Source organism: Mucilaginibacter myungsuensis (genome assembly GCF_015222005.1).
GTDB classification, from domain to species: domain Bacteria; phylum Bacteroidota; class Bacteroidia; order Sphingobacteriales; family Sphingobacteriaceae; genus Mucilaginibacter; species Mucilaginibacter myungsuensis.
On the sequence record NZ_JADFFL010000003.1, the window covers coordinates 196,441 to 217,841 of the forward strand.

General features: G+C 45.5%; 19 protein-coding genes. 14 read left to right on the forward strand and 5 right to left on the reverse strand.

Annotated elements, in window-relative coordinates:
* Window positions 1-18 precede the first annotated feature (18 nt).
* The 9 genes from tkt to IRJ16_RS08475 all read left to right on the forward strand — a co-directional run bounded on the left by tkt (window position 19) and on the right by IRJ16_RS08475 (window position 10,254).
* Complete coding sequence (gene tkt / locus IRJ16_RS08435) at window positions 19-2,019, forward strand: transketolase (protein ID WP_194111116.1); 2,001 nt, start codon at window positions 19-21, stop codon at window positions 2,017-2,019.
* Window positions 2,020-2,108: 89 nt separating this feature from the next.
* Entirely contained in the window at window positions 2,109-2,810 is a 702-nt protein-coding gene (gene rpiA / locus IRJ16_RS08440) for a ribose 5-phosphate isomerase A (protein WP_194111117.1), read from the forward strand.
* Between the two features lie 91 nt (window positions 2,811-2,901).
* The gene (gene tal, locus IRJ16_RS08445; RefSeq protein WP_194111118.1) at window positions 2,902-3,999 is read left to right on the forward strand and encodes a transaldolase; all 1,098 of its coding nucleotides are present in this window, start codon (window positions 2,902-2,904) and stop codon (window positions 3,997-3,999) included.
* A 6-nt stretch (window positions 4,000-4,005) separates the two neighbouring features.
* Window positions 4,006-4,629 carry an HAD family hydrolase gene (locus IRJ16_RS08450; RefSeq protein WP_194111119.1) on the forward strand — a complete coding sequence of 208 codons (624 nt, stop codon included), beginning with the start codon at window positions 4,006-4,008 and terminating at the stop codon, window positions 4,627-4,629.
* Between the two features lies 1 nt (window position 4,630).
* Window positions 4,631-6,061, forward strand: a complete 1,431-nt coding sequence (gene gndA / locus IRJ16_RS08455) for an NADP-dependent phosphogluconate dehydrogenase (protein ID WP_194111120.1) — start codon at window positions 4,631-4,633, stop codon at window positions 6,059-6,061.
* A gap of 21 nt (window positions 6,062-6,082) precedes the next feature.
* Window positions 6,083-7,597, forward strand: a complete 1,515-nt coding sequence (gene zwf, locus IRJ16_RS08460; protein ID WP_194111121.1) for a glucose-6-phosphate dehydrogenase — start codon at window positions 6,083-6,085, stop codon at window positions 7,595-7,597.
* Window positions 7,598-7,829: 232 nt separating this feature from the next.
* Window positions 7,830-8,561, forward strand: coding sequence for a 6-phosphogluconolactonase (gene pgl, locus IRJ16_RS08465; protein WP_194111122.1), 732 nt, complete (start codon window positions 7,830-7,832; stop codon window positions 8,559-8,561).
* Between the two features lie 158 nt (window positions 8,562-8,719).
* Window positions 8,720-9,115 carry a hypothetical protein gene (locus IRJ16_RS08470; RefSeq protein WP_194111123.1) on the forward strand — a complete coding sequence of 132 codons (396 nt, stop codon included), beginning with the start codon at window positions 8,720-8,722 and terminating at the stop codon, window positions 9,113-9,115.
* A complete protein-coding gene (locus IRJ16_RS08475; protein WP_194111124.1) occupies window positions 9,112-10,254 on the forward strand; it encodes a hypothetical protein in 1,143 nt (380 codons plus the stop codon). Before IRJ16_RS08470 ends, IRJ16_RS08475 begins: the two co-directional genes overlap by 4 nt.
* 63 nt (window positions 10,255-10,317) lie before the next feature.
* On the opposite strand, the gene IRJ16_RS08480 is transcribed toward IRJ16_RS08475, so the two are convergent.
* Together IRJ16_RS08480 and IRJ16_RS08485 are read right to left on the reverse strand one after the other, a co-directional pair.
* A complete protein-coding gene (locus IRJ16_RS08480) occupies window positions 10,318-11,085 on the reverse strand; it encodes a DUF4382 domain-containing protein (protein ID WP_194111125.1) in 768 nt (255 codons plus the stop codon).
* A gap of 186 nt (window positions 11,086-11,271) precedes the next feature.
* Window positions 11,272-12,258 carry an MBL fold metallo-hydrolase gene (locus IRJ16_RS08485; RefSeq protein ID WP_194111126.1) on the reverse strand — a complete coding sequence of 329 codons (987 nt, stop codon included), beginning with the start codon at window positions 12,256-12,258 and terminating at the stop codon, window positions 11,272-11,274.
* A gap of 302 nt (window positions 12,259-12,560) precedes the next feature.
* Here IRJ16_RS08485 and IRJ16_RS08490 point away from each other — a divergent pair, with 302 nt between their 5' ends.
* The 3 genes from IRJ16_RS08490 to IRJ16_RS08500 all read left to right on the forward strand — a co-directional run bounded on the left by IRJ16_RS08490 (window position 12,561) and on the right by IRJ16_RS08500 (window position 16,333).
* Complete coding sequence (locus IRJ16_RS08490; protein WP_194111127.1) at window positions 12,561-13,034, forward strand: hypothetical protein; 474 nt, start codon at window positions 12,561-12,563, stop codon at window positions 13,032-13,034.
* Window positions 13,035-15,959 carry a ParA family protein gene (locus tag IRJ16_RS08495; protein WP_194111128.1) on the forward strand — a complete coding sequence of 975 codons (2,925 nt, stop codon included), beginning with the start codon at window positions 13,035-13,037 and terminating at the stop codon, window positions 15,957-15,959.
* 86 nt (window positions 15,960-16,045) lie between these two features.
* Window positions 16,046-16,333: a YtxH domain-containing protein gene (locus IRJ16_RS08500; protein WP_194111129.1), complete on the forward strand. Its 288-nt coding sequence runs from the start codon at window positions 16,046-16,048 to the stop codon at window positions 16,331-16,333.
* Window positions 16,334-16,406: 73 nt separating this feature from the next.
* Here the strand turns inward: IRJ16_RS08500 and IRJ16_RS08505 are convergent, their stop codons facing one another.
* The 3 genes from IRJ16_RS08505 to IRJ16_RS08515 all read right to left on the reverse strand — a co-directional run bounded on the left by IRJ16_RS08505 (window position 16,407) and on the right by IRJ16_RS08515 (window position 20,354).
* Complete coding sequence (locus tag IRJ16_RS08505; RefSeq protein WP_194111130.1) at window positions 16,407-16,634, reverse strand: YtxH domain-containing protein; 228 nt, start codon at window positions 16,632-16,634, stop codon at window positions 16,407-16,409.
* A 120-nt stretch (window positions 16,635-16,754) separates the two neighbouring features.
* Window positions 16,755-18,866, reverse strand: coding sequence for a plastocyanin/azurin family copper-binding protein (locus IRJ16_RS08510; RefSeq protein ID WP_194111131.1), 2,112 nt, complete (start codon window positions 18,864-18,866; stop codon window positions 16,755-16,757).
* Between the two features lie 18 nt (window positions 18,867-18,884).
* Window positions 18,885-20,354, reverse strand: coding sequence for a 3-keto-disaccharide hydrolase (locus IRJ16_RS08515; RefSeq protein ID WP_194111132.1), 1,470 nt, complete (start codon window positions 20,352-20,354; stop codon window positions 18,885-18,887).
* 202 nt (window positions 20,355-20,556) lie between these two features.
* On the opposite strand from IRJ16_RS08515, the gene IRJ16_RS08520 reads away from it, so the two are divergent.
* Complete coding sequence (locus IRJ16_RS08520; protein WP_194111133.1) at window positions 20,557-21,138, forward strand: zeta toxin family protein; 582 nt, start codon at window positions 20,557-20,559, stop codon at window positions 21,136-21,138.
* The gene (locus IRJ16_RS08525) at window positions 21,125-21,316 is read left to right on the forward strand and encodes a hypothetical protein (protein WP_194111134.1); all 192 of its coding nucleotides are present in this window, start codon (window positions 21,125-21,127) and stop codon (window positions 21,314-21,316) included. Before IRJ16_RS08520 ends, IRJ16_RS08525 begins: the two co-directional genes overlap by 14 nt.
* The last annotated feature ends 85 nt before the right edge of the window (window positions 21,317-21,401 follow it).

Consider the following 21,401-nt stretch of genomic DNA (forward strand, 5'->3'; position numbering starts at 1 on the left):
TAATATTTACCATCTACCATGGCATCAGAGAAAAACATTGAACAATTAGGAATAGACACGGCACGTGTTTTAGCGGCCGACGCGGTACAAAAAGCAAATTCGGGCCACCCGGGTACACCAATGGCTTTAGCGCCAATGGGCCACGTATTGTGGACCAAGTTTTTGAACTATAACCCAAAAAATCCTGATTGGGCTAACCGCGACAGGTTCATCCTTTCGGCAGGGCACGCCTGTATGTTGCAATATGCCTTTTTATATCTTACGGGTTACGACCTTACGCTGGATGACCTGAAGGATTTCCGTCAGATGAACAGCAAGACCGCCGGTCACCCTGAATACGGTTTGGCTCCGGGCATCGATGTGACTACCGGTCCGCTGGGACAAGGTTTTGCTAACGCCGTGGGTTTCGCCATCGCACAAAAGCATTTGGCAGCACGTTACAACAAACCGGGCTTCGAACTTTTCAATTACAACATCTACACCATCTGTAGCGATGGCGACCTGATGGAAGGCGTTACCTCTGAGGCCGCATCGTTAGCCGGTCACCTGCAATTGGGTAACCTGATCTACCTGTACGATAATAATCATATCTCGATAGAAGGCAGCACCGACATTACCTTTAACGAGGATGTGAGCGCCCGTTTCCGTTCATACGGATGGCATGTGCAGGACCTGCCTGATGTGAATGATATCCACGCTTTAGAGCTGGCTTTGATCAATGCGAAATCTGAAACGCAAAAACCATCACTGATCAACGTTCGCTCGCTGATCGCTTACGGTAGCCCTAATAAATCGGGTACTGCAGGATCGCACGGTTCGCCACTTGGTCCGGACGAGATCAAACTGGTAAAAGAGTTCTTTGGTTTTGATCCTGAAAAGTCGTTCGACGTTGCACCTGAGGTATTAGATTACTACCGCAAAAAAGGGGAGCGTGGTGTTGCTGTTGAAGAAAAATGGAACAAGACTTTTGCTGATTATAAAGCTAAGTTCCCTGAATTAGCCGCCGAATACGAGCGTGCCGCGTCAGGCCAATTACCGGAAGGCTGGGAAGCTAAATTGCCGACCTTTGAACCGTCTGATAAAAAGATCGCTACCCGTGCCGCATCGGGCAAGGTATTGAACGCTATCGCTGATGTATTGCCAAACCTGATCGGCGGCGCGGCAGATCTTTCGCCATCTACCGAGACAGATCTTAAACAATACAGCTCGTTTACATCAGAGAACCGCAGCGGACGTAACTTCCACTTTGGTATCCGTGAGCATGCTATGGGTTCTGCTCTGAACGGTATGGCCTTGACCAAGGGTCTGATACCTTTCGGCGCGACGTTCCTGATGTTCTCTGAATATATGCGCCCTCCTATCCGCTTAGCGGCGATCATGAAGGTGGCCCCGATATTTGTGTACACGCACGATAGCATTGGCTTAGGCGAAGATGGCACCACTCACCAACCGGTAGAGCAACTGGCATCGTTAAGGTCGATACCGAATATCCGTGTGATCCGCCCGGCTGATGCCAATGAGACCGCGCAAGCCTGGAAAGTAGCCTTGGAGCACAAGACCGGCCCGACCGTATTGGTATTTACCCGTCAGGGTTTACCGGTACTGGACCAAGCTAAATATGGCAAAGCGACCGATCTTGCTAAAGGCGCCTACATTTTATCTGACAGCGAAGGTACTCCGGACATCATCCTGATCGCTACCGGATCTGAAGTAGAACTGATCCTAAAAGCACAAGAACAACTAAAAGCTGATGGCATTAAAGCCCGCGTGGTAAGCTTCCCGTCGTGGGAGATATTCGAAGCGCAATCGGCAGAATATAAAGAAAGCGTATTGCCTAAGTCGGTGAAAAAACGTTTGGCTGTAGAGGCCGCGTCACCAATGGGTTGGCACAAATATGTAACCGACGAAGGCGACATCTTAGGCATGACCACCTTCGGCGAATCAGCCCCGGCTGAAGACCTGTATAAGCACTTTGGCTTTACGGTGGAGAATGTAGTGGCCAAAGCGAAAGCGTTATAGAATAGAATCAAGAGCCAAGAATCAAAATGCAAGACTATACGATATAGCTTCTGTCTTTATTCTTGACTCTATACTCTTGAATCTTCCTCATGGATAGTCTCATAAAAAGCCTCGAATGGTCGTCAGAGATCACTAACCGCCCCGGTAAGGAAAAGGTGGCGCGCGAAATTGCCGCTAAGGTAAAGGACGGCGATGTGCTGGGCGTTGGCTCAGGGTCGACGGTTTATTTGGCGCTGATCGCGATAGCTGAAAGGGTGAAGAACGAGGGGCTGAATATTAAAGCGATATCAACTTCGCTGGAGATATCAATGTTCTGCTCTAAGTTGGGCATCCCGCAAACTACACTCTATGAGCATCAGCCTTACTGGTTATTTGATGGAGCTGATGAGGTTGGCCCGGGTAACGGATTGATCAAGGGGCGTGGCGGTGCGCTCTTTAAAGAAAAATTATTATTGGCGAGCAGTCCTCTCAATTATATCATTGTGGACGAGTCGAAACAGGTAGAGCGCCTTGGTCAGAACTTTCCGATCCCGGTCGAGGTATTTCCTCAAGCCCTGCCGCTTGTTGCTAATGAATTAAAAAAACTGGGTGCCGAAGATATAAAATTGCGCCCGGCGAAAGGCAAGGACGGACCGGTGATCACCGAGAACAATAACCTGATCTTGGATTGCCGTTTCCACCATATCCCAACATCATTAGAGAAGGACATCAAATCGATAACCGGCGTGATCGAGAGCGGACTTTTCCTTGGATATGACGTTCATATTATGGTCGCCGGCAATAGTTTATAGCTGAATTTAATTTAAAACGTGCTAATTTAGGCGCGACAAAGTACTACCTGCATAATTACATCTATTAATATCATTAAATAATTCATACATCATGTCAACTAACAACGTAAAGCAAATACACAGCTTTGGCCAAAGTATCTGGTTGGATTTTATCGACCGTCAGATCATATCGACCGGAAAATTACAAAAATTGATAGACGAGGACGGCGTACGCGGCGTTACCTCTAACCCGGCTATTTTCGAGAAGGCGATCAGCAGTAGCTCTGACTATGATGCTGATATTGCCAAATACGCTTCAACTACATCAACTAACGAGGAGCTTTTCTTCGAGGTTGCTGTTAAAGATATCCAGGCTGCTGCCAAATTATTCGAGCCGGTTTACAGCGAAGAGCCTGCCGCGCTTGACGGTTATGTAAGCTTAGAGGTTTCTCCTTTCTTAGCTTTAGACGCTGAAGGTACCGCCAAACAAGCTGTTGAACTTTGGGAAAAAGTGGACCGCAAGAACGTAATGATCAAGATCCCGGGTACACAACCAGGCTTAAAAGCTATCCGCGAATCTATCGCGCATGGTATCAACATCAACGTAACTTTATTGTTCGGTTTAGAGCGTTACGAGGCCGTTACCGAAGCTTATATCTCTGGTTTGGAGGATCACTTAGCTGCTGGTCATGATATCAAACATATTGCATCAGTAGCAAGTTTCTTCCTGAGCCGTATCGACGTTGCCGTTGATCCGCTATTAGAAGAAAAAGGCCTGAAAGAATTACAAGGCGAAGTTGCTATCGCGTCGGCTAAAAAAGCTTACGAGATCTACAAACGCGTATTCAGTACCGACCGTTGGAAAGCATTGGCAGCTAAAGGCGGCCAACCACAACGTTTATTGTGGGCAAGTACCGGCAGCAAAAACCCTGCATTTAAAGACACTAAATACGTAGAGGCTTTGATCGGCCCTGAAACTGTTGATACTGTTCCTTTGGAAACTTTAGAGGCTTTCCGTGATCACGGTATTGCTGCCAACAATTTAGAAGAAGGTCTGGACCACGCTACCGAGGTTTTAGAAAAGATCAAAGCAGCAGGCATCGACCTTGACAAGATCACTCAGCAATTAGAGGATGAAGGCATCGAGAAATTCAACGCGCCTTTTGAGAAATTGCTGAAAGCTATCGAAGATCAAAAAAATAAAGCATAATTGGAGATGCATAGCGACCGTATCAAGATCCTGTTCTTTGACATTGGCGGCATTTTGCTGAGCAATGGCTGGGGGCACGAGTCGCGTAAGCTGGCATCCGAAAAATTTAAAATTGATTATGCAGAGCTTAACGCCCTGCATAATTTTATTTTTAACGTTTACGAGATCGGGAGCATCACCCTTGATGAATACCTGGATACAGCAGTATTCCATTGTGAACGCGATTTTACTCGCGAGGATCTGAAAGCCTTCATATTTGAGCAGTCGGTAGAATTGCCGGATACGCTACAATGGCTTAAGAAATGGAAAAAAGATTGCGGTTTCCGCATTATCTCCATCAACAATGAGGGTAAAGAACTTAACGATTACCGGGTGAAAAAATTTGGCCTGCACGATTGTTTCGACGCGTTCATCTCCTCTTGCGAGGTCGGCTTACGCAAACCTGACCCGGGTATCTGGAAGCTGGCCATGGGTATTGCACAAGTATCGCCTAAGCAATGCGTTTATTTTGATGACCGCATGATGTTTGTGACCACTGCCGAAAAATTGGGCATCAGGGCTTTCCAGCATACCGACTTTGAAACGACCAAAAAGATATTAGAAGATCTTAAAAAAGAAAATCTCAATTAAAATGAGCGATACAAAAAAATATGCCTTTGGTATGATAGGTTTAGGCGTAATGGGCCGTAACCTGTTGCTGAACATTGGCGATCACGGTTTTGCCGGCGCGGGTTTTGATAAAGACGCTGCCAAAGGCCAACTGTTAGAGCAAGAAGATAAAAATGGCAACCTAAAAGGCTTTAGCACTATCGAACCTTTTGTGGCAAGCCTGAGTACCCCACGTGCGATCATGATGCTGGTACCTGCCGGCAAGATCGTTGATGACGTTATTGCCGAGCTGACCCCACTTTTGGATAAAGGCGACATCGTTATTGATGGTGGTAACTCGCATTTTACCGATACTAACCGCCGTGTAGAATACCTGGAAGCACAAGGTTTCCACTTCTTCGGCATGGGTGTATCCGGTGGCGAGGAAGGCGCCCGCCGTGGCCCAAGCATTATGCCGGGTGGCGATAAAAAAGCCTACGAGGTGATGAAACCAATATTGGAAGCTATCTCGGCCAAAGCCGAGGACGGCTTGCCATGTGTTGCTTATTGCGGCCCGGGTGCTGCCGGTCACTTTGTGAAGATGGTGCACAACGGTATCGAGTATGGAATGATGCAGCTGATCGCCGAGACTTACGAGATCATGAAAAATGGCCTTAGTTTGGATAACGAGCGCATCGGTAAGATCTATGAGGAATGGAACGAAGGCCGCCTGAAGTCTTTCTTATTAGAAGTTACCCGCGACGTATTTAAATACAAAGCACCGGATGCTGATCACTTACTGATCGACGATATTAAGGACGAGGCACGCTCTAAGGGCACCGGTAAATGGACATCGCAAGTGGCTATGGACCTGCAAGCCCCTATCCCTACGATCGATACCGCCGTTGCCATGCGCGACCTGTCTAAATACAAAGCCCTACGTGTTGAGGCTGCCGAACTTTACGGTAAAGCCGAAACGATAACTGCTGAGGATACCGAGAAAGTGATCGCCGAGTTAGAGCAGTCCTTGTATTTCACCATGATCATTTCTTACGCGCAAGGTCTGCACTTATTGACCAACGCGTCTGTTGAGTATAAATACGACCTTAACCTGGCCGAGATATCTAAGATCTGGCGCGCGGGCTGTATCATCCGCTCACAGTTCTTGTACGATATTTACAATGCTTACACCAACAACCCGGGCTTACAGCACCTATTGCTTGATGCGGGCGTTGCCAAACTGGTGAACGAGGTTGCCCCGGGTATCCGTTCGGTATTGTCTAAAACGGTTGCGGCGGGTATCGCTGCCCCGGCTTTCAATGCAAGCTTAAGCTACTTTGAGGCGTTCCGCAGCGCGCGCATGCCATCAAACGTGATACAAGCACAACGCGATTACTTTGGCGCACACACTTACGAATTGATCGGTAAAGAAGGCACCTTCCACACCCAGTGGGTACCTAAAAAAACCGAGTAACATATATTAGCAGATAAACAAATGAGCTCTAAAATACATACAGACCCTACCGTATTTGTCATTTTTGGCGGCACTGGGGATCTGAATATGCGTAAACTGGCACCGGCCATTTACAATTTGTTTTTGGATGGCTGGCTGCCCGGCAACTTTGCGGTGGTCGGTACAGGCCGTACCAAATTTACCGACGAGGAATACCGCGCCAAACTATTGGAAGGCATCAACAGCTTTTCGCGCAGCGGTAAGGCCGATAAAGCCAAATGGGACGAATTTCAAAAGCACGTTTTCTACCAGGTATCTGATGCTACCGACTCTGCCACTTATAAAGAGTTCAGTCACCGGATCGACGCGTTCAACGCTGAGTGGAAGACCAAGGCTAATGTGATCTATTACCTGGCCGTATCGCCAAATTTCTTCCCGATCATTGCGTCTAACCTGGCTAAGGCAGGCCTGACCAAGGATACCAAACGTACCCGCATTGTGATCGAGAAACCTTTTGGTCACGATCTGGATTCAGCAAAAGAGCTGAACGCTTTGTTAGCCAATATTTTTGACGAATGTCAGATCTACCGTATCGACCATTATTTGGGTAAAGAGACCGTGCAGAATATCATGGCGTTCCGTTTTGCCAACTCCCTGTTCGAGCCGATATGGAACCGCAACTTCATTGAACACGTACAGATATCGGTTACCGAGTCTTTAGGTGTTGAGGATCGCGGAGATTACTACGACGGATCCGGCGCTATGCGTGATATGATCCAGAATCACTTGCTGCAATTGCTTTGCTTAGTGGCCATGGAAACCCCGATCAACTTTGACGCGAGCGAAGTACGCGACCGTAAAGTCGAGGTATTACGTGCCATGCGCAAATTTAGTCCGGAGGATGTACGTAACTCGGCCGTTCGCGGTCAGTATGGCCAAGGCTGGATGACCGGTAAAGAAGTTCCCGGCTATCGCGAAGAAGCTAAAGTGGACGCAGAATCTAACACCGAAACCTTTGCCGCTATCAAATTCTTTGTAGATAACTGGCGCTGGCAAGGCGTTCCATTCTACGTGCGTACCGGTAAACGTATGCACCAGTCGGCATCGGTTATCACTATTCAATTTAAGGACGTTCCTCATAAGATATTTCCTGCCGAGTCGACCGAGAGTTGGCAGCAGAACAGGCTGATCATCAGCATACAGCCTGAGATGAGTATCCGTTTGCAGGTGCAAGCTAAACGCCCGGGTATCGATATGATCCTGAACGCGGTTGATATGGTGTTCGATTACAAAGGCACCTACACCAACCAGGCACCCGAGGCTTACGAGACCTTGTTGTTAGATGCCATGCTTGGCGACCAAACGCTGTTTATGCGCGGCGACCAGGTAGAGACAGCGTGGGAATTGGTGATGCCGATACTGCATGCTTGGCAAAACAAAAAGAGCCTGAGCTTCCCTAACTATTCGGCAGATTCATGGGGACCGGAAGCCGCCGAGGCTTTAATAGCCCGCGATGGTTACCATTGGTTCACGTTGCCGTTGAAGGACAAGAAATAATTTGTCAGTGGAGACACAGACAATGGATTGATAGGTCAAAGAACGAATTGTTGCGCCATCACGGAGCAACAAACCATGTCATCCCGAACTTGTTTCGGGACCCCATATGCAAAGCGGTTATGCTTAGCTTGACCTTAGGATGAGGTCCCGAAATAAGTTCGGCATGACGATCTGGTAAAATATTACAAACCCTGATGCCCGCCCAACGGCGGGCATCTTAATGAAATAAGATATGTCAGTAAAACTAAATATCTCTAACACCGAAGCCGAGGTGTTGACACAATTGGCCAACTACTTTATGCAGGTGGGAACCGAAGCTATCGAAGCTAAAGGCCGTTTTTCGGTCTCCCTATCGGGCGGATCATCTCCTAAAAAACTGTACGAACTGCTGGCATCGGCCGAGTATAAAGATATGATCGACTGGACCAAGGTCGACTTCTTCTTCGGCGACGAACGTAACGTTCCGCAGGATGATAAGGACAGCAATTACCTGATGGTGAAGACCGCCTTGTTCGACCCGTTGAATATCCCCCACGAGAACATCTTTGCAGTGAATACCTCATCAGGCCCGGATGGCGCAGCTAAAGAATATACCATCGCGATACTGAATTATTTTAAAGGCGAAGAACAGATATTTGACTTGGTGCTGTTAGGCTTGGGTGATAACTCGCATACCGCCTCGTTATTCCCTTACACTGCCGTGTTAGAGGATCGTACCGCATCGGTAAAAGAAGTTTACCTGGAAGACCAACAGGTATTCCGCATTACCATGACCGCCCCATTGATCAACCTGGCTAAGCATATCGCGTTCCTGGTTTACGGTCAGGGTAAGGCCTTAGCTGTACGCCACGTACTGGAAGATGCACAGGACATTCCTGAATTCCCGGCCCAACTGATCCGTAGGGACGGTGATGTGGTTTGGTTTTTAGATACCGCTGCTGCGTCGGAGTTGGCGGAGAAGTAAGCTTATTACACTTTGATATTGGGACGGCCGGGGCGGATGCTTCGGCCGTTTTGCATTTCACTGACCATCAGGTGTTTTCACCCTAAAAATACCGTGTATTAACATTAAGCAAGCTACTCCTTTTTGCTATATTAGTGAACACTTAAAACCAATTTCGCATGCCACCAACCTATAAGATCGGGAGCAGCACCGATCGCATCAAGATCACAGTTAACATCAGCGCCGATGCTCCGGCCGCTACCGAGGTACGCTTATTGACCATACCGTCCGGCGGCAAATTTACTGTCCTGTCCACATCGCAAGATGCCACCGGCGACATACACGGAGAGCTGATCGGCGACCACACCACCTTAAAAGGCAAACGCCTGCAGGTATTTACCCAGGTTTCCATCCCGGATCACCACAGTGAAGAAGAGCGCAAAAGGATAGCAGACAATGTTACCGCCGCTTACACGCTTGAACATGGCGAGGAAGGCAAGAAGCGTTTCGCAGCCGCAAGTATCGACTTTATCGACCCGAACGTTTTTATTAACTTTCTTGTAGACCCAAAATGAAAAAGTACTTTACCATCGCCCTGTTGCTGATATCAGGTATAGCGGCAGCGCAAACTAAAAAAGAAGAACTTACATTAAAAGATCTGGCGGTACCATCCTCGCCCGCGTTTGTGATCACCGATATAGCACCCACTCTGGTACAAAACCCAAACACGCCCAAATCTTTTGTGTTGGGTGTGGCGCAATCGGCGCAACAAGCCGGCAGTTTGTTCCCAAATAACTTTTCGGCCGAAGTTGCCCCCTATTGGTGGGTAAAACCTGATGGCAGAAGCATATACCAATTTGCAGGCTTACGCCAAACGCACGGATCTGCCGCTTACAATAGCGAAAATATATGGTCAGGGTTAAAATTCACCAGTCTATCGGTAGCGTTCATTAACAAAGACCTCATACCAGATGCCGCCACAACTACTCAAAAAACGTTCTCTGTTGGCATCCGCACAACCCTTATCAAAGCGCATAAAAAGGGCTACGCAACAGCGCTTAACGACAAACTCAGCGCTTGGCACACCGCTGCTTTAGCGGGTTTTAACGCCAACCAGCAGATCATTACATGGATGGCAGACAACCCGGACGCGACCACGGAAGAGAGACGCGCGCAACTGGCCAAATTTAAAGACGAAGGTTCGAGAGCCTTATTGAAGGAAGTTAGCCAACTGATGGAACAAAAACCCGTTTTTACACTTGACTTAGCCGGCGCGTATGCGGCCTATGGTATCGACGATAACACCGTAAAGACCGGCCGTTCAGGCGCCTGGTCGTCGGCCACCTTCCATATTCCCTTCTCTAAAGCGGATGACAATAAGAACTACATCAGCATCAGCAGCTCGTTCCGTTACCTGGCCGATAATTATCAAAAGAACGATGCAGGCGCTATCGGTTATGGCGACAACTATGACGTTGGCGGAAAAATAGCGTTCGAGTTGAATCAACTTTCGATCGGTGTCGAATCCCTTCGCCGTAATGGTTACGGCGTTACCGACCAGTCGACCCGTACGGTAGGTGTGATCAACGTCAAGTTGATGGATAATTTATTCGTCAACGGCGCTTTCGGACAAGACTTTGCCGGGCCTAATAAACTGATATCCGTTTTCGGGATCAACTGGGGGTTTGGTAAAGAGAAACTGACAATTGAGTAGTATGTAATATACATTCAAAGCGGCCGACTATTGTGCGGCCGCTTTGGTAAGACCTTGAAACGGTTATTGCATGGTCACTATACCCATGTCTTTAGTAACGCCATTGGTTACTGCCACATTAGTTACTGTTTTAATTGCGTACGGCGCTAAAGGCTCAAACCTTACGGTATAAGTGCCTGCTGGCATACCCGGAAAATAGAACCTTCCGCTTACGTCGGCAATGGTTCCCACGGTGTCAATACCTGAAATGGCATAAACTTTGGGGAATGAGGCAGCCGGACTGACCGTGCCGCTGATAGAACCTGAAACCGCATCGGTATAGGCACGGATCACGGGCTTCAGGATGTATTTACCACTACCGGTAGTTACAATAGATGCTGCGGCGTCGAAATCTAACTTCAGCGTGTAAGCGATCCCTGCGGTCAACTCGTCGTTCACTTTCAGCTTTACACCTGATGTTTGTCCGCTTGGGGTGGTCAGATCGTATGATCTGCCGTCAATGATCACGCGGTTGCCGGTGTCATTCAATACCAATCTTACTTGTTGGATACGGCCTACTGGGATATCTGCAGCGGCCAATAAAGTATCTTTACCTGATCTAAATCTCAAAATATCGATAGGTGTGCCGTTAACCGGCATAGTGTACTCGCCGTTAGAGGTTACAACTATTACATTTTTTACGCTGAGGATAACAGCATCATAGGCACCCGGCGCGTCGGTCATTCTAACAGAAACTCTCGCTTTGCCCGGTTCAGGGTCTTTCGGGCCTTTCTTACAAGCGCCGATACTAAGGGTTACGATAGCAGCGGCTAATAGGATCAATTTTTTCATAGTTTGGATGTTTTAGTAACTGTGGCCGACTATATCAATAATGCTGCCATTACACCGAGGTATCGGCGAATAGGCCCTTTGTATGGATGAATGGGACAAGTATCATGATCGGCACAACCATCGCCCGTCATAGATGTCCTAAGGATATGCCCTTTATTCGATACTCATGTTTGCGGTCACATTAATTTACTTACCCACCTCCATCCGTTCCCCCCAGGTCAACACTACACACTTAGCCGGCGACAGACCTTTGATCTTATGGTAAGTGTATTGATAACTCCAGCGCCATTTATTTACATGATGACCCAACTCCATTATGTGGTCATAGATGGTTACATCAGGCTTAACTCGTGATACAGAATTGAACACATCGATCGCATTCTCGATATGCAGGATAAACAGGTTGATATGCCTACCGGGGTTCAGGTCCTCCAACGTACGGGAGTCGCCGATATGGTAAATGGTATAATTCCTTGCCGACGAACCAAGATCAGCCTGAACAACGATACATGGCACGTCGGCCTGACGGTTCATGGTCAACCTTAATTTAACTTCCCCGTGGGTGTACTCCTGAGGGCTGGTGATCATTACCCCTTTTTTATAGAATGGCGTGTATACCGGCTTCCCGGCGGCGATCATGGCATCCAGAAGAGCGGTATAGTTATGGTCGCCGTGGATGTGGGATACGGTCACAAAATCTAACACGTCCACCAATTTTTCTGCGCCGGGTTGGTTCAGGTCCATGCCGAAGCACACATCTTTGGTTTTGACCACGTAGCCCATGTTGTAAAGTTTCCAGATCACCGCACCTTTTTTCACCTTGGTGGATCGGATGTCGGCTACGGTCTTATCTATCGCTTTTCGGAGGTAATAAAGAATGCCGTTGCCCTGTTCCAATTCATCCACTTTGGGCGGATCTTTTATCCAGGCGCTACGATAGGCATTCCAAATAGTATCGCTTAATTGAAAACCGTATTTATCCAACACTTTGCTTCGCTCCCATCTTGCTTTAAAGTTAGCATCGGTACCATAAAATCGATTTTTGCTGAACCACGCGAACGTGGCATCCAACTGCTTGCGGTCGGTATCGGCAAGTGGGGTTTGCGCGATGCTGATGATGGGGATAAGCCAGATAAGTACGGCGGTGAGGTATTTCAGGGTGGTGGTGTTCATGGTGATAGTTTAGCGTTAAAGATAGGGTGTCGATGCTAAAATAATGCTATGAAAGACATCTTCTCATCGCAAGGAAAAAAACAATCCCGGCCCAGATGATCCGCATGGACGTTGATGTGGTTTGGTTTTTGGATACTGCTGCTGCGTCGGAGTTGGCGGAGAAGTAAACTTATTACACTTTGATATTGGGACGGCCGGGGCGGATGCTTCGGCCGTTTTTGTTTGGATAATAAAAAAGTCTTTTGTCACCAAATAAATGGCTAAATTAGCTTTTCACAATAAATTAACCCGAACCGTCGCTAATGGATTTTAGAGAATACAAAAGATCTGCCGTAAGGCATTTGCTGACATGTCAACAACTAATTGATAAATCCACAATACTTAAACAAGAAAATAAAACCGCAATTTTATTAAATGTTTATTATCTAAGTGGATATGTCGTAGAAACCTGCCTAAGCTATGCGTATTTCAGTCACATAAAACACCAAGGCCCCGTTGAAAATTGCAAAGCTTATGCGACTGACGGATTTAAAACACATCGATTCGATGTAAAAATTAAATTCATCATGGGGGTAAACGGAGACTTAAATTCAATTCCGTTCATAAACAATAAATCACAATTTGATAAGCTAAATTTGCTATTTAATAATTGGAGTACAGATTATAGGTATTCAGCGACCGAAAAAATAAAAGAGCGAGATTTGACAGAGGAACTTCTAACTAAATACTTGGAGCAACTTAACATTCTTTTAGAGACAATATTCAGAAGATTTTAAATGATTAATATATATAAAGAAATAAGCAAACTCAGTGAAGAACTTCAATCATTGGTTGAGCATTCACAAATAACTGACTATAGGATTTATTTAAAATCTAATAATACAGTAACTACATATATCGTCTCTAATGATAACATTTCAGGCCTATTAAATGAAAAGTTTGATAATCCGAATATAGAATTTGAGTTTTTCGAAGATGATGATATAGATAATTTTTTACATCAGTTATATTTCAAAAGTCAACATAAAATCAATATCATAGATTCCAACAGAAGATTGGTAAATTTATTAGACGAAGAAATAGCCGAGCTTCCCAACAGTAATGACTTCAAATTTCCTATTGCAACATTTTACAGTTACAAAGGTGGGGTAGGAAGATCCACAACCTTGGCGGCATGCGCATCCTATTTGGCTATACATTATTCAAAAAAAATTGTTGTCATAGACTGTGACTTTGAAGCTCCTGGATTCACAAATTTCTTTTTAAATGACCCAGGTGTTCCGTTTTATAATAACGGAGTTATTGAGTATTTTCTCGATAAGGAATTTTGCCAAGAAGACCTAAACATTAGAAATTATTTGTGGGAAGCGTCTAAAGAGTTTAGCGGTCAGGGTGAAATTTATGTAATGCCATCTGGAAATCTAAATGATGTTCAAGTCAATCAAAATGAAATAAATGACAGAGTTCATTATCTTCAGGGCTTAGGCAGAATTGATTTCTCCGAAAAGACGCGAATAATCGAACGGTTTAAAGATTTGATAAGTGCTATAGATAAAGAATTGCATCCGGATATAATATTGTTGGATTCAAGGACTGGGTTCAATGACATTTTTGGACTCACAGCTTTTCAATTATCTAATATAGTAATCGGTTTTTTTGGTAGTAATGTCCAAACTTTGCCTGGGATACACTTTTTCATTGACTCAATTTTAAAAAGAAATCAAATTTCTGGGCTGATTGTAAATTCGATAATACCAGCCTCTAATAAACGGAGATGGTTTAAGCTATTCAAAGAAGACGTAGAAAATTATATCACATCCGTAGCTCACCTATACCAGCCAAAAAACGATGAACAAACAATCAATTCTGATTTGGTAAATATAGAAATGTATCCTGTGACTCGTCATGAAATATTAGAATCACTGGGAACTCGCGACGATGACAAACTTGACTTTGTTGATTTTATCGAATCTAAAACATTTTCCGATTACGTCGATTTATTTGAAAAAATCAACTCATTATTAGAAGATCATAGCGCAACTCCAGAAGTTGTTTTTAAATCTACGGATCAATCACTAGACCCATCTCTTCCAGAAGACAAAAGTTATCCAGAACTTTCAGATGATGTTGTAGATATCGAAGAATTCACGCAGGGTAAAACAGATATTATTGAAAATCAGCCCGAAACAACAGACGAAATTTTAGAAATCAAAAAAAGAGTTCTTTTAACTTTACAAGATAAGATGCCCGAACTATACGCAGAGGACATCAAAGACTTTGATAAAGAATATAAAGAGGGTCGATATTTCTATCGTAAATGTATGCTCGACATATTTAACCTCGATAAATTCATAGTGCTTGGGAACAAAGGCACTGGAAAAACTTATATATATCGGTCTTTAAGGCAAGAGAACATCGTTAATGAACTTAAGCTTCGCGCAAATAAAACTAATATAGATTATCAATTTATTCAGTTAATTTTCAAAGGTAACTATTTCATAGATACTACTAAATTTGACGGGAGAGAAGTATTTTCTGTTGAAAAATATTATGAAAGATTTTGGCAAGTTTATATTTGGAATGTTTTATTAACTGAATTAAAATCTGAAATAAATTATAAATCAAATGTTTCAAATTTTCAAATTGCTGATAATACAGAAACGACAGTTCGTTTCCACGATATAATAATCGATGATTTATCAATGATTGAAATCGAGCGCGACCTTGATAAAATTGACGCATTACTGAAATCAAAGGGAGATAAACATATCATCATCATTTTTGACGAACTTGATCATGTTGTGAGACCACACAGGTGGTCTGAAAGAGTTGCTCCGCTTATTAATTTGTGTAAAAAATTTAGTTACTCAAGGATTTATCCTAAACTATTTTTAAGGAGTGACTTGTTTGAAAAAATTTCGAATGTTAACAATATACAGGCATTAAACAATCGCTCAATCAAGATTGAATGGGACAGAGAAGAGTTATTCGCATATTTTTTCAAAGTCATTCTATCACATTCGAAAGAAGATTTTTTCACGTTAATGAAAGAGTATGGACACTACCCATCTTTTCATATTAACAAAATCAGAAGAACTATTGAATTACATGGAAAACAACCACCGACTGACGACTACATATTAAGACATTTGACATCAACGTTCTTTGGTAAATATGCTGATGTAAACAATACTCCTCATTTTGGCGAAAGCTATGATTGGTTCTTTAGAAATTTAAAAAATGCGAATGAGACTATAAGCCTTAGACCTTTTATTGATTTAATATCTGAAGCAGTAAAATGGGCTATCAGTGAGGATAAACGCAAGGAGCCAATATTACCACAATTTTATTATTCTCATGGAAGAGCCCGTGAAAAAGCCGTAGAACGACATTTTCAAGACTTAGCTAAAGAAAAAGGAAATGGAGATTTAATATATATCTTTAAATATCTTAAAGACGACGCGGATAGTAAGTTCAAAGTGTTAGAATTACAACAACGAGAATTTTATCAACTGCTCGATTTAATTATAGAAAAGTATCCTGACTTAGAAAATAGAAACAAAGAGAATTTAGTGGAATTGCTTAAAGTAAATGGCATTATCGTGGACCGAATAGTTCGATTTGGATATCATAAAACCGTCCAAAAAAGATATCGTTTTGCCTTGCTTTATAAGTATTATTTGGGTTTAAAGAACAACTAAAAACCCAAATATTTCTTTCAATCATCGCGAAAAAATCTAAACCAAATGAGATATAGCGTGTTGCTATCTGTATAAAACATACAGCTATGAGAAATCCATTCGAAAAAAGAGATAATACCGGTTTAATAGTATCGATCGCGATAGGTTCTGTTGTGGCTGGTGCCGCGGCCTATTTGTTCCTGACCGAAAGAGGTGCATCGGTACGTGCACAGGCGGCTGAGCAGATCGACAAGTTCACCAAAAGGTTCAAAAAGGACGTTGAGCAAGCCGAAGAACGCGCGATTGATTACGTCAAAAAGACAGCTAAAAAAGCTAAGACCGATCGTGATGCATTGCTACACGGCGATATACTGACTAACGAGCATCAAGGTTAGTATCCGCCAACTTAAAATATAATTAAACAAAAAATGCCGGACGATGTGTCCGGCATTTTTTGTTATCTGCTATTTAGTACGGTGGTGTATTGTTATAATTGTCGGTAGCAGTAGCGGCTGCTGCCTGTGCTTTTACATCCCCAACGGTCTGCTGTGCATAGTTCTTCGCTTTTTCAGCCCATCCGGGGGCCTGCTCTCTTAGGTCGTCTAATATCGACGTGCCGTTCTCGCGTTTCTTTGTGATGTGGTTGATGCCGTAGGCTACTGCTGCGCCTATCAGGGCTGTTCTTAATAATCCCATAGTTTTAATGTTTAGCTAACATAGTCAATGATAGTGCCACGAAAGATTGACCCGGCTTACCGAACAAACAAAAACGCACGAACCGACGGCCCGTGCGTTGATATTTCCAGTTGTGATCTGTTACTGTACGATCAGTTTACCCTTCATCACTAAGTAATGGCCCGGAACGGTACACACGTACTCGTAAGTGCCCGGTTTGGTCGGTGCTACAAAGTAGATGGTCTGGTTAGACCCCGGACCTACCAGCGTAGTGTTATATAACACCTTTGGCGAGTTAGGGATATGACTCAGCTTAACGCCTTGTAAGCCCAACTTTAAAGCCAGTTCCCCTACCACGTTACCCTGATCTGCAGGGACGAATACCACGTTGTGCGGCATATCGTCGCCATTGGTGAAGGTCAGCTTGATCTTGCTGCCTGCTTTTACGGTCAGTTCGGTAATGTCGTACTTCAGGCCTGGTTTGGTGCTCAGGTTGATGCTTTGGTCAGCCTTGGTCCAACCGGCAGGCATAGTGGTCTGGTTCTTTTTCAGGGTCACACCGGCAACAGGCGCCGCCTTAGCGGTCGACTTAGCAGGCATGCCATCCATATTGCCGTGATCCATCCCGGCCATGTTATGCGCAGGCGTTGGCTTACGTTTAGGTACGTTCAGTTTAGTACCGTCGGGGATGTTGTTCAATGTGTAGTAAGCTACCGGGTGCAGTACCGCGTTGGCCTCATTGGCCGATACGATCTTCTCACTCAGTTTGATCTCGTGCACGTATTTCTCACGCAGGCTATCAGCCACCAGGCGCACTTTAAGGCCGTCTTCGGATACGATGGCGGCGTTAACGATATGCGTTTTCTCGCGGATGGTATTGCTGCCGTATACCGGGTGGTATTTGTAAGTGAAGCCGGTGATGCCATAAGCATCAGGATCGGCGGCGGACTTTTTATTGACAGGCTGGGTGAACTCGATCTCGAAACCGTCGGCCATGGCGCGTACGGCTTTCATCTCGAACGGGGTTTGTTTAGAGAACACTACGCGCTCCAAACCAAAGTTCTTTTGACCTTTAGATCCCCAACCACGACTGGTCTGACCTACGAACAGCGTATTATCATTACCCCAGGCCAAACGCAAAACGCCCGACTCGAAGCCCTCGCGGAAAGTGAATGCAGCACCTTGCGACTGACCTTTAACCTGCTCTAAGAACACACGGTTCAAGCGGCTTTGGCCCTGATCACCTACCAATACCTGTCCCGCGAACGGACCAAAGCTATCGTTATTAGGGATCTGGATCAGCGACGATGTAGACGTACCCATTACCGAGTGCGGCAACCAAACGGCAGGCGCTTTCATACCCTTAACCTCGGCAGATACCTCGGCTAAAGTTTTGTACGGACGGTTAGGGTCTCGGTCCTCTATTTTACCTTCCGGATCGTTAAAACGGGCGTTTACACGGGTGTAGATATCTTCGGTACGGACACGCACAGGCGATGATGGATCTGCTGCCCAGCGCAGGCCGGCGGGGTGCATGGCAAAGTCGCCTTTGTCTAATTGCATAATGTAGCCCGAACCTACCCAATCGCCCTGATTTTCGGCGTAGAAGTATTTGCCGTCTACCGTGCCTTGTCCGGCAGGTGAGCGTAAGCCGGTGGCGTATGGTTGCATGGTACCGTCAGGAGATATCTCCAGGGTCCACGCGCGCCATGGTACGAGGCTCTTGCCTCTCCACCACTCACCGTCGAAACCTACGTTCAGGTTCACCATCATATTGCCGTTCGGCATTACTACCGGTCCGTAAGAGTACTCGTGGTAGTTACCCGATACCGGCCAGGCGTACACTGTTTCGTAAGAGTCGGCTTTGCCGTCGTGGTTCTTGTCGGTCAGTTTGGTTAATTCTCCACGCTGAACGCAGTAGAAAGAGCCATCGCGATAAGCCAGACCCAATATCTCGTGCAGGCCGTTCGCGAATTTTTTATAGTACGGCAAAGCGCCGTTCAGTTGATACGGGTTTTGAATGATGTAAACATCACCGCGACGGGTGGCCACGCCAAGGTCTCCATTAGGCATCAGGGCCAAACCGCCAACCTCTAATTCCACACCCTCGGGCGTTGGCAGGGTTACGATGCGATAGTAGTCCTGTTCGGTCGGTATCTTTTTTGCCGCCGTATTTTGAGCGAACGTGCCCGACACCCCGAAGCTTGCAGCAACGGCCGCGGTCAATAATATATTTTTAATGATAGCTTTCATTTTCAATGTCTTAATAAATTACCAAATGATGGAATACTGTACAGATGTGCCCTTATCGGTGTTCTTTAAAGGGATGATCAGCTCCTGACCTTTAGCACCGTTACGTAGCACCGGTTTCAGAGACTTGTCTATCTGCACGTAATAGGTAAAATTGTTCACCGCGTACATCCCATTGCCCAAGTCGGCAATATCAGTACCGGCTGCAGCACGCACGTAAATGGCCTTTGATGCAGGGCCATCTACGCTGATGGTGCGCAGCAGGCTTTTGCCATCGTCGCTGGTCAGTTTATCATTTATCGCGAGTCCTTTGAAAATGCTTTTGAAAGTAGGGACACCGGCTTCGTCCAAGTCGTAACCTTTCGGCTGGAAGTCGCCTTTGGCCAAAGTATCCGGCCATGAAACGTTAGCGTCGCTTAACACTGCTATAGATGACATGTCATTTAACGATATCACGCTACCCAAAGCACGGGAGTTACCATCGCCACGGGATAACCACATTGGTGATGCATCTAAAAAGCCGCCTTTCCAGATCTGGAACAGGCCGCCATTGCTCAGGTCGTAACCAAAGCTGATATTATTTAGCAGACCAACGTTAGCGGCATGAGTAACACGCTTGCCCGGGATATCCACAAAACTGCGGAAGATCATCGGTTCGCCTTGTACATCAACGGTGACAGGTTTCTCATTTTGATCCCATACTTGGCGCGTACCGTCGGTTTGCGCGGCAGCTACGTTGTTGCTGTAACGGATGTTGCGAAAAGCAACAGCGCCATGGTCGCCCTGGATACGGATCGGCCCCATAGCAGCCTCATCGGCAAATGCCGAACCACGGGTAGGGCCTTGCATCTCGGCATTCTCGATAATGGTCACACCGTTCAACGCGATGCGGATGATGCGCGCGTTAGCCACTTTCTTGCCACCCTCAAATTTAGGTGCCTGGAAAACGATGCGCATATTTTGCCACAGACCGGGTGCACGGCTTACATTCAAGCGCGGTGCGACACCATCGTAACCGAAACGGCCGGCGGGGCGGTTTTCGTCCCAACGCTCGTAGATGCCGCCAAGGTCACCAGGACTTAGGGCTTTTTTACCCCAGCTATCCAATAACTGTATCTCGTAACGGCCTTGCAGGTACACGCCCGAGTTTGATTCTTTAGGCATCATGAAATCGAAGCTTAGGTCGATATCGCCATGCTCCATATTGGTGAACAGATCTTGCCCGTGTTCTTTACCGGGGATATTGACCAGTATGCCACTGCCATCCTTTTTGGTGATGGTGTTGGCTTTCTCCCTATCGGCTGTTACCGAAGCGGCAACCGACCAGGTTGCGCCCGGCGACTTGAACGCCGAAAGATCGGTAAGGTTAATGGTTTGCGCTTGTCTGTTCTGCCCCTGCCTGCCGCCCTGTGCCGAAGCAACGAACGGGATACAGGCCGCCCCTAAAAGCAATTGCAGGGCGATAGATCTTGGTGAGTACTTGTTTTGCATACTAATGGTGGTAATTGTAGGTGATATCAAATATATCGGTTTACAAATATGTGGTTTATAACTCAAAGATAAACAACGTGATCGATCACAAGGACAAAATTTTTCTTCTTGTATATACAAGTTTAAACCTATATTTATTGCTAAATGGATGTAGCTTTTTGGAAATGTTGTGTTACCTTGGCGATAGCTAATTTATAAGGCTATGCCCAATTTATACATCATAGCAGGTTGCAATGGCGCGGGGAAGACGACCGCGAGTTATATTGTTTTGCCGCAAATGTTTCAATGCAAAGAGTTTGTCAATGCAGACAACATCGCAGCCGGCCTATCTCCGTTCAATCCCGAAAGCGTAGCTTTAGCGGCGGGTCGACTCATGCTTGACAGGATCAACGAATTATTACTTGACGGCGTAGATTTTGCTTTGGAAACGACTTTGTCAACCAAGAGTTATGTGTCTTTTATCAAAAAAGCCAAGACTATGGGTTACGATGTTACGTTATTATATTTTTGGTTAAGAAGCCCGGAACAAGCAATGGAAAGAGTAGCTATAAGAGTTAGCAAAGGTGGGCATCATATCCCGGACGACGTTGTAGAGCGAAGGTATTATCGGGGCATCAAAAATTTATTTGACCTTTACATGCCTATTTGTGACGCCTGGATCGTTACTAACAATATGGAAAACCAACCTAAAATAGTTGCTCAGCAAAAAAAATCTTTGCCTGAAATAATTTTTAATAACGATATTTGGGTAACAATAAATGAACAACGCAATGACCATCAATAACAAACATATGGAGTTCGATGAGTTTGCTAAAAAATTCATTGACACTTTAAGTGCCGGCCTTAGGCAGATGACCGAAAAAGCTGCCGCTAATAACGAGAGCTTGGTAATAGGCAATATTGACGGAACGTCACGTTTGGTCCCAGCCAAAGAACTTCTTAAAACCCTTCCTAAGAAATAACCACCCCACCTGCGTTATGGATAGTAGCGGATACCGACCCCGAGCGTAATGCCTGCAGGCGTATGAGCGGATAGCCCGGGCCGTA

Coding starts and splice junctions, on each gene's coding strand:
- tkt (WP_194111116.1), top strand. CDS start 19: ATGGCATCAGAGAAAAACATTGAACAATTAGGAATAGACACGGCACGT.
- rpiA (WP_194111117.1), top strand. CDS start 2,109: ATGGATAGTCTCATAAAAAGCCTCGAATGGTCGTCAGAGATCACTAAC.
- tal (WP_194111118.1), top strand. CDS start 2,902: ATGTCAACTAACAACGTAAAGCAAATACACAGCTTTGGCCAAAGTATC.
- IRJ16_RS08450 (WP_194111119.1), top strand. CDS start 4,006: ATGCATAGCGACCGTATCAAGATCCTGTTCTTTGACATTGGCGGCATT.
- gndA (WP_194111120.1), top strand. CDS start 4,631: ATGAGCGATACAAAAAAATATGCCTTTGGTATGATAGGTTTAGGCGTA.
- zwf (WP_194111121.1), top strand. CDS start 6,083: ATGAGCTCTAAAATACATACAGACCCTACCGTATTTGTCATTTTTGGC.
- pgl (WP_194111122.1), top strand. CDS start 7,830: ATGTCAGTAAAACTAAATATCTCTAACACCGAAGCCGAGGTGTTGACA.
- IRJ16_RS08470 (WP_194111123.1), top strand. CDS start 8,720: ATGCCACCAACCTATAAGATCGGGAGCAGCACCGATCGCATCAAGATC.
- IRJ16_RS08475 (WP_194111124.1), top strand. CDS start 9,112: ATGAAAAAGTACTTTACCATCGCCCTGTTGCTGATATCAGGTATAGCG.
- IRJ16_RS08480 (WP_194111125.1), bottom strand. CDS start 11,085: ATGAAAAAATTGATCCTATTAGCCGCTGCTATCGTAACCCTTAGTATC.
- IRJ16_RS08485 (WP_194111126.1), bottom strand. CDS start 12,258: ATGAACACCACCACCCTGAAATACCTCACCGCCGTACTTATCTGGCTT.
- IRJ16_RS08490 (WP_194111127.1), top strand. CDS start 12,561: ATGGATTTTAGAGAATACAAAAGATCTGCCGTAAGGCATTTGCTGACA.
- IRJ16_RS08495 (WP_194111128.1), top strand. CDS start 13,035: ATGATTAATATATATAAAGAAATAAGCAAACTCAGTGAAGAACTTCAA.
- IRJ16_RS08500 (WP_194111129.1), top strand. CDS start 16,046: ATGAGAAATCCATTCGAAAAAAGAGATAATACCGGTTTAATAGTATCG.
- IRJ16_RS08505 (WP_194111130.1), bottom strand. CDS start 16,634: ATGGGATTATTAAGAACAGCCCTGATAGGCGCAGCAGTAGCCTACGGC.
- IRJ16_RS08510 (WP_194111131.1), bottom strand. CDS start 18,866: ATGAAAGCTATCATTAAAAATATATTATTGACCGCGGCCGTTGCTGCA.
- IRJ16_RS08515 (WP_194111132.1), bottom strand. CDS start 20,354: ATGCAAAACAAGTACTCACCAAGATCTATCGCCCTGCAATTGCTTTTA.
- IRJ16_RS08520 (WP_194111133.1), top strand. CDS start 20,557: ATGCCCAATTTATACATCATAGCAGGTTGCAATGGCGCGGGGAAGACG.
- IRJ16_RS08525 (WP_194111134.1), top strand. CDS start 21,125: ATGACCATCAATAACAAACATATGGAGTTCGATGAGTTTGCTAAAAAA.